Below are 12,574 nucleotides of genomic sequence, written 5' to 3'. Positions count from 1 at the left end.
TTCAGTGACACCGGGTCGATGCTATCGCAGGCAAGCCAGCTCCCACAAAGAGCCCGGCGCCCGCAGGGTTTTGTGTTATTGAGCCAATCAGGGTTCCAGGACGACTTTAAGCGACTTGTCTCCGCGTTCCATCACCGCAAACGCTTCCTTGAAGTCTGCCAGGGCAAATTTGTGGGTCACCACGTCGCGCATGTCGATCTTGCGGTTGCCGATAAAGTCGATGGCCCGTGGGTACATGTACGGGCCCAGGTGCGAGCCCAGCACGTCCAGTTCCTTGCGGTCGCCGATGATCGACCAGTCCACCGTGGCCTCGTCGTTGAACACGCTGAACTCAACAAAACGCCCCAGCTTGCGCAGCATCGCCAGGCCCTGGTTCACCGCCTTGTGATGCCCGGTGGCTTCGATGTAAATGTCGCAACCATAGCCATCGGTGATCTCGCGAATCTTCGCCATCACGTCGACCTCGGCGGGGTTCCACACCTCATCCGCGCCCATGCGCAGGGCGAGGGCGGCGCGTTCGGGTTTCATGTCGAGCACGATGAGTTTCTTCGGGTTGCGCATGCGCACCGCACCGATGATCCCCAGGCCCAGGGTACCGGCACCGGCCACCACCACGATGTCGTCGAAGTCCACATTCGCCCGTTCCGCTGCGTGCAGCGAGCAGGCCAGGGGTTCGATCAGGATCGCCTCATCCGGGGCAATCGAGTCCGGCACTTTGTGGATGATGCCTTCCTTGGTGAAGATCATGTACTGGGCCATGGCGCCCTGGACGTTGTTCTGGAAGCCATACAGGTCGTGCTTCTGGCACATCCAGTACTGGCCGTGGTTGCAGAAACGGCAGCCCCAGCACGGTACGATCTGTTCGGAAATCACCCGGTCGCCGACCTTCACCCCACGCTTTTCCGCACCCGGGCCGAGGGCAACCACGCGGCACACGAATTCATGCCCGGGAATCATCGGCGGCTTCACGTAGCGCGGCTGCTCGGCATCGCCCCAGAACGACGGCGCGCCGCGATAGGTCTTGATGTCGCCCATGCAGATGCCACACAGCTCGACCTTGGTCAGGATCTCGTCGGGGCCGGGTGTGGGCACGTCGACGGTCTCCAGGCGGTAATCTTCGGGGCCATGGCAGACCACGGCCTGCATGGTTTTCGGAATGACGGGGGCCAGTTGCTCAGGGGTGCGTTCGGTGACAGTGGACATGACGATAAACCTCACGACAAAAGATGAATTACTGAATGCTGTAGCCGCCGTCGATCACCACGTTTTCCCCGGTGATCATCTGTGCGGCGTCGCTGAGCAGGTACAACGCGAGCCCGGCGATTTCTTCCGGCTGGGCAAAGCGGCCCGTCGGGATCTGCAATTTCGCCCGCTCCCCCAGCTCGCCCGCCCAGGCCTTTTTGCCCAGGGCGGTTTCGACGATGGTCGGGGAGATGGCGTTGACGTTGATGTGGGGCGCCCATTCCATGGCGAGCACCTTGGTCATGCCGACCACGGCGGCCTTGCTGGCGCAGTAGGCGACGTGACGGTCGAGGCCGATCACCGCCGCTTGAGAGGCGAGGTTGACGATGCGCCCGCTGCCCTGGGCAAGCATGTGCCTGGCGCAGGCCTGGGCCACGAAGAAGCTGGCCTTGAGGTTGATGTCGAGGGTGGTGTCCCAGGCGTTTTCGCTGACGTCCAGGGCCTTGTCCAGCAGGGCGACGCCGGCGCTGTTGACCAGGTAATCCAGGCGCTTGAAGTGGTCGAATACGTAGTCGACGGTGCTCTGCACCTGGTCGAGCTGGCGCAGGTCCACGGCGATGCCGATGTTCCCGGCGCCGAGGCTGGCGGCGACTTCGACCACGGTCGGGTCGCGGTCCAGCAGGGCCACCCGCGCGCCGCGTTCCACCAACAGGCTGGCACAAGCCAGACCGATCCCGGCGGCCCCGCCGGTGATCACGGCGCAGCGGCCGGTGAGGTCGAAGGCTTGATTCCAGAATCCAGACATGAACATGACTCCTCTTACTGACAATCGAGATCTAAGGGTGGAGCCCGGTCAAATGTGGGAGCTGGCTTGCCTGCGATGCAGGCGACTCGGTGTATCAGCAGCACCGAGGTGATGCCATCGCAGGCAAGCCAGCTCCCACATTGATCGTGTTGCTATTTGCTGCCGCTGACCTGCTGATACAGCGCATCCGCATTCGCATTGGTCACCGGCACCCACGGCAGGATGTAGTTCTTGGCAGTCCCGTCGCCCCATTTCACGTCCTTGCCATAGCGTTCCCAGATCACCGACTGCGGTTTGTAGTCCTTGCCGGCCAATGCCCGCAGCGCCACATCCAGCGCGCCCTGGGACTGGGCCTGGGCGTCTTGCAGGAAGGTGGTCACTTCATCTTTTTTCGCGGCCTGGATTGCATCCGGCATGCCGTCGATGGAGGTCACCGGCACGTCTTTGGAGGTGAGCCCGTGGGACTTCAGTGCCTGCACTGCGCCGAGGGCCATGTCGTCGTTCTGCGCGATCACGCCGTTGATGCCTTTGGGGTGGGCGTTCAGCCAGTCTTCCGTCAGGGCCAGGGCCTGGGCGCGGTCCCAGTTGGCGGTTTTCTTCTCGATGATCTTGATGTCCGGGTGTTTGCCCAGTACTTCCATCTCGCCTTTTTCGCGGTCGATCTGGGCTGACTGGCCAATCGGGCCCTGGATGATCACCACGTTGCCCTTACCCTTGAGTTTGTCGACCATGGCCTGGGCCTGGAGCCGGCCGCCTTCCACGTCGTCGTTGCCCACATACGGCACGTTGGCGTCGGCCACCTTGGTGTTGGAGGCGATCACCACCACGTCGTTGCTCATGGCGGCCTTCACAGTGCCGACGCCGGCCTTGGTGTCGATCGGCACAAACAGGATCGCGTCGTAGTGCTGGGTCACCATGTTTTCAATCTGGTTGTTCTGGGTCAGGGCGTCATAGTTGCCATCGAATACGGTCAGTTGCACGGTGCCGTCTTTGACCGCCGGGTGTTCTTTCAGCTCGCGCACCCAGTTCTGCATGAACTGGCCCTTGAGCCCGTACACCGCGGCGCCGATCTTGTAGGTCTTGCCATCGGCAGCCAGGGCAATGCTGCTGGCGAGCAGGGAGAGTGCCGCGACGGCGGCCAGGGAAATACCAACTTTCATGATGAGAACTCCGCTTATTGTTGTAGGTCGTTCAGTTCGGTTTTCGAGGAAACGCGACTAGCGTTTTTTCTTGCGCCACACATCAATCAGTACTGCGAACACGATGATCAGGCCCTTGGCGACCTGCTGGTAATAGGAGGACACGCCGAGCAGGTTCAGGCCGTTGTTGATCACGCCGATCAGCAGCGCGCCAAACAGCGTGCCGACAATCGTGCCGGTACCGCCGGACAGGCTGGTGCCGCCGATCACCACCGCGGCAATCGCGTCCAGCTCATACGAAGTGCCGGCCTGGGGCAGGGCGGAAGTGGTGCGTGCCGAGAGCACCACGCCGGCCAATCCGGCGAGCAACCCCGAAACCACGTACACCGAAAACATCACCTTGCGCACGCCGATCCCGGAGGTGCGTGCACTCTTCTCGTTGCCGCCCACCGCGTACACATAACGGCCGTAAGTGGTGTAGCGCAGCACCATCCAGAAGATCAGCGCGACCACGGCGAAGATCACAATCGGCACGCCAATCGGGCCGATCTTGCCGATGCCCAGCGCGAGGTAGGCGTCGGGCAAATCGGTGATCGGGCTGCCGTCGTTGAGAATGAAGGTCATGCCCCGGGCAATGCTCAACATGCCGAGGGTCGCCACAAACGGCGGGATCGACAGGTTGGCGACCATAAAGCCGTTCACCACCCCGAGCATCGCCCCGGCGAACATCCCGGCGCTGACTGCCGCCAGCACGCCATAGCCCTGGGTCGCGACCATGGCGCTGCACAGGCCGGCAAACGCCAGGATCGAGCCCACCGACAAGTCGATGCCCTTGGTCAGGATCACGTAGGTCATGCCCACGGCGAGGATCCCGTTGATCGAGGTCTGGCGCAGGATGTCCATCCAGTTGCGCCAGGTCATGAAGTATTCGCTGGCGAAGGCCATCACCAGGCACAGCAGGATAAACACCAGCGGCAGGCCGAAGCGGTCGAGGGACAAGCGCAGGCGGCTGCGCGGTGCAGTGGTGATGGGGGCGGCTGCAGGTGTAGAAAGTGATTTGGCATTCATGAGGCAAGACTCAACAAGGCTTCCTGGGAAAGGGCGGTATCGCTGCTGATGGTGACCAGCCTTCCGCCTTTGAACACGGCAATACGGTCACTCAGGTGGAGCAATTCCGGGGCTTCGGACGACACCACAATTGCTGCACCACCGGCGCGCACGAACTGGTCCAGCAGGTGATAGATCTCCTGCTTGGCGCCTTCGTCGATGCCCCGGGTCGGCTCATCGCAGAGCAGGCAGATCGGCTGGGTCGACAGGCATTTGGCGAGCACCACCTTCTGCTGATTGCCGCCGCTCATGGACTCCACCGGCAGGTCCAGGGAGGTGGTCTTGATCTGCAGGCGCTTGACCATGTCCTGGGCCAACTGGTTTTCCTTGCGCGCATTGATCAGCGACCAGCTCGACAGCTGCTTGTACGCCGACAGCGCGATGTTCGAGAGGATGCTGCCGCTGAGCACCAGGCCGCTGTCCTTGCGGTCTTCGGTGACCAGCGACATGCCGGCCTGGATCGTCGCCTTGGGCAGGCCGATGGGCATCGGTTTGCCTTGCAGGGTCACGCTGCCTGAATCCGGGGTGGTGAGGCCGTAGATGCAGTTGAGGAATTCACTGCGGCCCGAGCCCATCAGCCCATAGATGCCCAGAATCTCCCCCTGGCGCAGCTGCAGGCTGATGTCCTGGAACTCGCCGGCACGGCTCAGGCTGTCGACGTCCAGGCAGCATTCGGCGGCGCATTCGCGGCCGACCTTGTGATCGATGCGGGTCAGTTCCTGGCCGACGATGCCGCGCACCAGGTGGGCGCGGTCGATATCGGCCATGCGCCCGGTTTCAACAAAGGCGCCGTCGCGAAAGATGCTGTAGTCGTCGGCGATTTGCGCCAGTTCACTGAGGCGGTGCGACACATAGACGATGCCGGCACCACGGGCAGTGAGGCGCCGGATCGCCTTGAACAGGGTTTCGGCCTCGCGCTCGCCGATGGCCGAGGTGGGCTCGTCCATGATCATTACCTGGCAGTCGTGGCTGAACGCCTTGGCGATCTCCACCAACTGGATCTGCGCCACGCTCAGGCGATGCATGGGGCTGGTGGCGTCGACGTCGAACTCCAGGCTTTCCAGCAATTGGCGAGTGCGCCGGTTCAATTCCTTGCTGTCGACGATGCACCCGGCGCGGCGCGGTTCGCGGCCCAGCCAGATGTTTTCGGCGACGGTCATGTAGGGAATGGGTTCAAGCTCCTGGGTGATCATCGCGATCCCCGCCGCCAGTGCTTCGCTGGGGCGGTTGAACTGAACGGGTGAGCCGTTGAGCAGGATGGTCCCGGCGTCACGCTGGGTGATGCCCATCAGGATGCTCAGGAAAGTCGATTTGCCTGCGCCATTGCCGCCGCACAGAGCGTGGACGCTGCCGGCCCGCAGAGAGAGGCGCCCCTCACGCAGGGCAGGGATCCCGGCGTAAGCCTTGGCGACGTGTTCAGCCTGGAGCAGTAATGGCGTGGCCATCGGCGTGTCCTCGTGCTGTGAATTCTTATTAGGTCGCACAGTCATGTTTCGCTGTGAGCATATGTGTATCAAATGAAATTCTGATCAGTCAATCTCTTTCACTTAAAAGTTGTAAATGGGTGGATTTGCGCAAATCGTGCCGGTTTAGAGGGCTTTGACTGTGAGGTCAGCTAAATCCTGCTTGACAGAGCGCCTGGAATATCCGAGAAATGACTGAGCGAAATTTCATTGAGTGATCATATGATCATTCTCCAGCACCCAAAACGGCAGCGGAGCCAAACGCCATGAACACACCTTTCCCGGTGGCTATCGGATGCGATGAAGCGGGTTATGAGCTCAAAGAACTGTTGAAGCGCCACATTGAGGCGCTGGGTTACCCGGTGACCGACTTCGGCACCCACTCCACGGCGCCGGTGCTGTACCCGGACATTGCCCTGGCGGTGGCCACGGCGATCAACGCCGGCCAGCAACGGCTGGGCGTGCTGGTGTGCGGCACCGGTATCGGCATGGCCATCTCGGCCAACAAAGTCCTTGGGATTCGTGCGGCCCAGGCCCACGACACCTACTCGGCGGAGCGGGCGCGCAAGAGCAACGATGCGCAGATCCTGTCCATTGGTGCACGGGTGATCGGCGCGGAGCTGGCCAAAAGCATCGTCAAGTCGTTCCTGGAGTCGGAGTTCGAAGCCGCGCGTTCCGGGGCCAAGGTCGACCGCATCAACGCGATCGAGCGTGACGGGCATCAGTAGTGGACGGAACGGGGCAAGAGTCGGGAGAATGCGCCTTTGACACCGAAACGGAAGCCCGTGCCCATGAGTGACAGTACCCAGCGCATCGCCAGCGACATCGACCTGATGACCGAAGTGGCGATGCTCTATTACCTTGAGAACGTCACTCAGGAAGCCATCGCCAAGCGCTTCGACCTGTCCCGGGCAAAAGTCAGCCGCCTGCTCAAACGCGCGCGGGATGAAGGGATTGTCGAGGTGCGCGTGCTGCAGCACCCGGCGATGAACAACGAGCTGGAACAGGCGTTGGTGGAGCGCTTCCAGCTGGACCGGGCCTTGATCGCGGTCGACCACAGCGACCCCGACACCCAGCGCTCGGCGGTTGCAAGCCTAGTGGCCAACTACCTGAACAAAACCCTCAGCGACGGGATGATCGTCGCGGTCGGCATGGGGCGTAATGTGGGCGCGGTGGCGGATAACGTGTTTTTGCCGGTGACCCGCAACTGCACGTTTGTGTGCGCTATCGGTGGTTCGCTCAAGGCCGGCGAATACATGAACCCTGACCATATCTGCCGGCGCCTGGCCCTGCGGTTTGGTGGCGAGAGTGAAAGCCTGTATGCGCCGGCGCTGGTGGCTAATCCGGAGCTGCGCGGGGTGTTGATCAGCAATGACACCGTGCGTTCCACCCTTGACCGTGCCCGTCGTGCCGACATGGCGTTGATCGGTATTGGCGACATGAGTGAAAACAGCAACATGGTGCGCATGGGGTGGTTTTCGCCCCAGGAGATCGCCCAGGCGCGCTTGTCCGGCACGGTGGGGGACATGATGGGGTATGACTTTATCGACATTCACGGGCAGCCCGCGGTCAACGCCATCCAGGGACGGGTGATCGGGTTGACGGTGCAGGAGCTGTTCCGGATTCCGGATGTGGTGGCGATTGCGAGTGAAAACACCAAGGCAGCGGCGACGCTGGGGGCGTTGCGGTCGGGGGTGATCAATACCCTGGCGACCACGGTGACCAATGCTCATACCATTTTGGCGTTGGATGATGCGACGCGTAAAAGCTGACACGCACGGTAGATCAGCTTTTTGTGTTGGGCTGGGGGCATATCCGTTATTTAGGTAACGGCTTCTATGGGTTCCGCTCTTACAGCGGGTCACTTTTGAAAGGAGCCCAAAAGTAACCAAAAGGCTCTTGCCCCACCACTCGGCACCTCGCTTGGGCTCGGTGTGCCCTCACTCCGGCTTTGGACCGTGGGCCGCCGCGATGGGCCATCCTTGGCCCAGCGCGGCTAACCCGGCGTCCTGCCGGGTTACCCACGCTCCAAAGCCTGCGTTCGGCCAGCGTGGTTTAATGGGGCGCCTAAGATCAAGATCAAGATCTACAGCACAGCGGCCTACAGGCCGGCTTGAGTGGTGTGAAGCAAAGGCAATATCAAGATCAAAATCTACAGCGGGCACGGTCAAATGTGGGAGCTGGCTTGCCTGCGATGGCATCAACTGGATGTACCTGAAAAACCGAGGTGTCTGCATCGCAGGCAAGCCAGCTCCCACAGAAAAGCAGAGCTGCATCCGTTTCAGATTTGGTTTTCGCTTTGGCTTTTGATCTGGCTTCTACCACTCAAGCCGGCCTGTAGGCCGCTGTGCTGTAGATTTTGATCTTGATCTGGCTCTGACTGCCCCATTCAGCCCGAGGCCGAACGCAGGGATTGAGGAGCGGGTAAACCGGCAGGACGCCGGTTTAGCCGCGACGGGGCAGGGACGCCCCGTCGCGGCGGCCCGCGGAGCAATGCCGGAGTGAGGGAACACCGAGCCTAGGCGAGGTGCCGACAGGCGGGGCAGAGCCTTTTGCTTACTTTGGGGCTCTTCCAAAGTGAGTCGCTGTAAGAGCGAAACCCTAAGCCGCCGTTACGCAAATAACGGATATGCACCCCACCCCGGAGGCCGGGCAAACCGTCAGGGCTTCCACACCTGCACATCCTGCGCATCCACCGCCTTGGGCAACAACCCCGCCTTGAAGAATGCATCGGCGATCTTCTGCTGTTCGCCCAACTGATCCAGCGTCACCGGCTGCACTTCATAACTGCGATGAGCATTGGCCGCCTCGACAGTCTCCGCATCCAGGTTGCCCCACAACGGCCCCAGCACTTTCGCGGCATCACGCGGATGGCTCTTCACCCACTCACCCGCCTGGTGCAACTGCTCGTAAACCAGTTTCAACACCTCGGGATGCGCCTTGGCATAAGGCGTACCCGTCAGGTAATAACGCTTATAACTGGCCAGCCCAGTGCCATCCGCCAGGGTACGGGTAGGCAGTTGGCGCTGCACGCTGGTGAGGAAGGGTTCCCAGGTAACCCAGGCATCAACCTTGTTGTTTTCAAATGCAGCGCGACCGTCGGCGGGCGTCAGGTACGCCGGCTCGATATCGGAGAAGGCCAGCCCCGCCTTGTTCAGGGCAGCGATCAACAAGTAGTGAGTGCCAGCAGCCTTGGTCACGGCGATTTTCTTACCCTTCAAATCCGCCAGTTGCTGGATCGGCGAGTCCTTGCGCACCACGATGGCCTGCGCCTGGGGCGAGGGCGCTTCCTGGGCGAAGTAGGTGAGTTTGGCCTGGGCAGCCTGGGCGAAGATCGGCACCGTGTCGGCCACGTCGGCGCTGATGTCGACGTTGCCGACGTTCAAGGCTTCCAGCAGCGGCAGGCCGCTGGGGAACTCGTGCCAGGTGACGTCGATGCCGTCGGCCTTGAGGGCTTTTTCCAGGGTGCCCTGGGTTTTCAGCAGGGTGATCAGGGTCGAGGATTTCTGGTAACCGATGCGTACGGTTTCCTGCGCTTGAGTGCTCAGGGTGGTGCAGAGGCCCAGTGTGGCCAGGCCGGCGATGAAAAGGCGGTGGAGCGAAAACTGGGGCATGGCGTGCTCGACTCTTAATGGATTAAGGTCAGCTTATGGTTCTAAAAATCTTTCGATAAATAATCTTTCGATCTTAGCTTAGGACTTTATCGGGGAGGCCGTTCGCGGCCTTTCAACGTCAGGATGAAGGAGGGCGGTATGCAGTTGTATGTTGTTCGCCACGGCGAAACGCAGGCCAATGCCGAAGGGCGTTACCAAGGCTCGCTGGACGTTGATCTCAACGAGCGGGGCGTGCTTCAGGCACGGGAGTTGCGGGTAAAGTTACCGGTGCAGATCGACACCGTCGTGGTCTCGCCGCTGCGCAGGGCTCAGCAAACGGCGGCGATTGTTTTTGCGGATGACGGGCTGGCATTGTCCACGCTGGATGCGTTTCGTGAACGCGGTGTGGGCGTGTTTGAAGGACTGACCCAGGTGGAAGCGGCGCAGCGGTATCCCGAGCTGTGGGCGCAAAATATTACCCGGCAGTGGGAACTGGCGCCGACTGATGGGGAGTCAATCTCGCAGTTTGTCGAGCGTATTCGGGGTGGGTTGAATGAGCTGCTGGTAAACCATGGGCAACAGGTGGTGGTACTGGTTGCCCATGGGGTGGTGGCCAAGGCGATCCGCGCATTGGTTCGCGATGACTTTTCGGATTTCTTCGATTGGCAACTGCGCAATGGAGAAGTGCTGACTCTTAAGATCGACTCGACTTCTGTGGTGAGGGGGCTTGTCCCCCGCTGGGCTGCGCAGCGGCCCCAAAACTAACAGCAGAGTTCTATCTGACAGAGCACGGGGACCTTATTGGGGCTGCTTCGCAGCCCAACGGGGGACAAGCCCCCTCGCCACATACATTTGTGTTTTGTGTTCACTCAACACCTGCGCAAACGCCTGGGGCGTCGGGCTTTGCGGCCACGTCGGAACGCCCTCCGCCAGTGCTACCCACGGCTGCTTGTGCCGCACCCAGATATGCGCCACCGGCTGCACGGCCGGGCTCTCATCCAGTGTCCCGACCCGCAGCACAACTAGCCCCGGCGCAGCCGTCGTGGTGTTGTAGATTCGCGTGTGGCACACCCCGCACAGGTGATGCTCTGAACGCTGCCCCTCTACGTCATAACCATATTCCGTCAACACCCCGTCGACCTTCAACGCGTCCGCCGGCAACAGCGCATGCAAGGCAAACGCGCTGCCGCTCCAGGTCTGGCAGTGACGGCAATGGCAGGCATACACCGCCAGCGGTGCGTCGGTATTGAGGGTGTAGGTCACGTTGGCGCAGCGGCATTGGCCGGTGAGTGTCATCAAAAACGATCCTGTGCAAAGTGAGGGCGAAAGCCCCATCGGTTATGCTCGCCAGCATGCCGCAGCCCCCGAACAAAGAACATCCGCCAAAACTGCCCAGCGGCTCACAGGAAATGTATGAACGCCCCTCAACTCCAATGGGAAACCCAGCGCGCCTTCCTCGCCGTGCTACGCACCGGCAGCCTGTCGGGCGCGGCCCGCTTGCTGGGGATCGCCCAGGCCACTGCGCGGCGACGGATCGAGGCGCTGGAGCAAAGCGTCGGGGTCAGCCTGTTTATCCGCTCACCTTCTGGTCTGTTGCCCACTGACACCGCCAAGGACCTGATCAGCCACGTGGAAGCAATGGCCGTTGCCGCCAACGCCTTCAACCGCGCAGCCTCCGCCGATGCGGCGTTGGCCAGTGGCACGGTGCGGCTTACCAGCGGCAAGCTGCTGGGGGTTGAGGTGCTGCCGCCGATGCTGCGCAGCCTGCGCCGTGATCATCCGCAATTGGCCATTGAGTTGAGCGTGTCCAACCGCCTGCAAGCCCTGGCCCGGCAGGAGGCAGACGTCGCCGTGCGCATCCGCCGCCCTACGGAAGCGACGGTGGTCGCGCGCAAGGTCGGCGACCTGCAAGTGGGGTTGTACGCCGCACCGGAGTTGCTGGCGGAGCAGGGCACGCCGGACACCGTCGCGCAATTGCACGGCTACCCGCTGATCGGCCCGGACCGCAATTTGCTGGAGATCGAGCTCCTGCGTGAGCGCGGTTTTGACTGTTCGGCGGCCAATACATTTATCCGCACCGACGATCACCTCGCCCAGTTGGCGGCGCTGCGTGCCGGGCTGGGAATTGGCGTGTGCTCAAGCCAGGTGGCGCAGCGTCACGGGCTGGTGCGCGTGCTGCCCGGGCAGGTGGATTTCAGTGTCGACGTGTGGATTGCCATGCATCAGGACATGCGCCGGGTGCAGCGCATCGCCTTGGTATTTGAGGCCTTGGGCGGCGCGCTGGCGGAATTCCTTCAACCGCGATAACGCAGCGCTTCCACCAGCAGCGCAAAGGCGGGTGAGGCCTGGCGACGGCTGGGGTAATACAGGTGGAAGCCGGCAAACGGCGCGCACCAGTCATCCAGCACCTGCACCAGGCGCCCGTCTGCCAGATAAGGCGCCACCAGGTCGGCAGGCACGTAGCTCAAGCCGAAGCCGTCGAGCGCCGCCTTGAGCAATGGGTACACGCCATTGAACGTCACCTGGCCAGACACCCGCACATTCAGGCTTTCCTCGCCTTTTTTGAACTCCCACACGTACAGGCCGCCATTGGTGGGCAGGCGCAAATTGTTGCAGGCGTGATCGGTCAGGTCGCGAGGCGTGCGGGGTATGGCGCGCTGGGCAAAGTAGGCCGGTGAACCCACCACCAGCATGCGCATATCGGGACTGATGCGCGTGGCAATCATGCCTTGAGCCACGTCTTCGCCGAGGCGTACGCCGGCGTCGAAGCCGTGGGCGGCGATGTCGACAAAGCCGTAGTCGCAACACACTTCCACGGCGATATCCGGGTACTGCGCGAGGAACGGTTTCAGCACCGGCCACAGGATGAACTCCAGCGCGTGGTCCATGGCATTGATGCGGATGGTGCCGGACGGCCTGTCCCGCAAGTGGCTCAACCCCTCAAGGCCGACCTGGATTTCATCGAAGTGCGGCCCGATCGTATCGATCAAGTGCTGCCCGGCTTCGGTGGGCGACACGCTGCGGGTGGTGCGGGTCAGCAGACGCAGCCCCAGCCGCGCCTCCAGGCCACGCAGGGTATGGCTCAGCGCCGACTGGGAAACCCCGAGCTTGGCCGCCGCCTTGGTAAAGCTGCGCTCGCGGGCTACCGCCAGAAACGCGAGCAGGTCATTGGCGTTTTCCCTGAGCATTGGTGAGTCATCCTCATAAGTATTTTCAGATTCTAGCGGCTAATTATCACAATTCGTAACTGTTAGATTGGAATCAGCCCCCTTACCCGGAGAACGA

General features: G+C 61.8%; 12 protein-coding genes. 4 read left to right on the top strand and 8 right to left on the bottom strand.

What is annotated here, in order from left to right:
* Positions 1–87 precede the first annotated feature (87 nt).
* The 5 genes from HKK54_RS30455 to HKK54_RS30435 form a co-directional block, all read right to left on the bottom strand.
* Positions 88–1,203 (bottom strand): MDR/zinc-dependent alcohol dehydrogenase-like family protein, encoded by a 1,116-nt coding sequence (locus tag HKK54_RS30455; RefSeq protein ID WP_169388883.1) that lies wholly within the window; start codon positions 1,201–1,203, stop codon positions 88–90.
* A gap of 28 nt (positions 1,204–1,231) precedes the next feature.
* Complete coding sequence (locus HKK54_RS30450) at positions 1,232–1,987, bottom strand: SDR family oxidoreductase (protein WP_169388882.1); 756 nt, start codon at positions 1,985–1,987, stop codon at positions 1,232–1,234.
* A gap of 152 nt (positions 1,988–2,139) precedes the next feature.
* Positions 2,140–3,147 (bottom strand): substrate-binding domain-containing protein, encoded by a 1,008-nt coding sequence (locus HKK54_RS30445; RefSeq protein WP_169388881.1) that lies wholly within the window; start codon positions 3,145–3,147, stop codon positions 2,140–2,142.
* 57 nt (positions 3,148–3,204) lie between these two features.
* Positions 3,205–4,194, bottom strand: a complete 990-nt coding sequence (locus HKK54_RS30440; RefSeq protein ID WP_010172022.1) for an ABC transporter permease — start codon at positions 4,192–4,194, stop codon at positions 3,205–3,207.
* Positions 4,191–5,678, bottom strand: a complete 1,488-nt coding sequence (locus tag HKK54_RS30435) for a sugar ABC transporter ATP-binding protein (protein WP_010172020.1) — start codon at positions 5,676–5,678, stop codon at positions 4,191–4,193. Before HKK54_RS30435 ends, HKK54_RS30440 begins: the two co-directional genes overlap by 4 nt.
* Positions 5,679–5,962: 284 nt before the next feature.
* Here HKK54_RS30435 and rpiB point away from each other — a divergent pair, with 284 nt between their 5' ends.
* Positions 5,963–6,424 carry a ribose 5-phosphate isomerase B gene (gene rpiB, locus HKK54_RS30430; RefSeq protein WP_010172018.1) on the top strand — a complete coding sequence of 154 codons (462 nt, stop codon included), beginning with the start codon at positions 5,963–5,965 and terminating at the stop codon, positions 6,422–6,424.
* A gap of 63 nt (positions 6,425–6,487) precedes the next feature.
* Positions 6,488–7,468, top strand: a complete 981-nt coding sequence (locus HKK54_RS30425) for a sugar-binding transcriptional regulator (RefSeq protein WP_003215718.1) — start codon at positions 6,488–6,490, stop codon at positions 7,466–7,468.
* 888 nt (positions 7,469–8,356) lie between these two features.
* On the opposite strand, the gene HKK54_RS30420 is transcribed toward HKK54_RS30425, so the two are convergent.
* Positions 8,357–9,310: an aliphatic sulfonate ABC transporter substrate-binding protein gene (locus HKK54_RS30420; RefSeq protein ID WP_169388880.1), complete on the bottom strand. Its 954-nt coding sequence runs from the start codon at positions 9,308–9,310 to the stop codon at positions 8,357–8,359.
* Positions 9,311–9,448: 138 nt separating this feature from the next.
* On the opposite strand from HKK54_RS30420, the gene HKK54_RS30415 reads away from it, so the two are divergent.
* Complete coding sequence (locus HKK54_RS30415; RefSeq protein ID WP_169388879.1) at positions 9,449–10,054, top strand: histidine phosphatase family protein; 606 nt, start codon at positions 9,449–9,451, stop codon at positions 10,052–10,054.
* A 33-nt stretch (positions 10,055–10,087) separates the two neighbouring features.
* Here the strand turns inward: HKK54_RS30415 and HKK54_RS30410 are convergent, their stop codons facing one another.
* Complete coding sequence (locus tag HKK54_RS30410; protein WP_169388878.1) at positions 10,088–10,585, bottom strand: GFA family protein; 498 nt, start codon at positions 10,583–10,585, stop codon at positions 10,088–10,090.
* Positions 10,586–10,702: 117 nt separating this feature from the next.
* Here HKK54_RS30410 and HKK54_RS30405 point away from each other — a divergent pair, with 117 nt between their 5' ends.
* Positions 10,703–11,596, top strand: a complete 894-nt coding sequence (locus tag HKK54_RS30405; protein ID WP_169388877.1) for a LysR family transcriptional regulator — start codon at positions 10,703–10,705, stop codon at positions 11,594–11,596.
* On the opposite strand, the gene HKK54_RS30400 is transcribed toward HKK54_RS30405, so the two are convergent.
* Positions 11,584–12,477 (bottom strand): LysR family transcriptional regulator, encoded by an 894-nt coding sequence (locus HKK54_RS30400; RefSeq protein ID WP_169388876.1) that lies wholly within the window; start codon positions 12,475–12,477, stop codon positions 11,584–11,586. The two genes, HKK54_RS30405 and HKK54_RS30400, sit on opposite strands and share 13 nt — an antisense overlap.
* Positions 12,478–12,574 lie beyond the last annotated feature (97 nt).

It is taken from the genome of Pseudomonas sp. ADAK13, from assembly GCF_012935715.1.
Classification (GTDB): Bacteria; Pseudomonadota; Gammaproteobacteria; order Pseudomonadales; family Pseudomonadaceae; genus Aquipseudomonas.
Note: the sequence above shows the minus strand (reverse complement) of the source record. Positions and strands in the feature narration are given on the sequence as shown.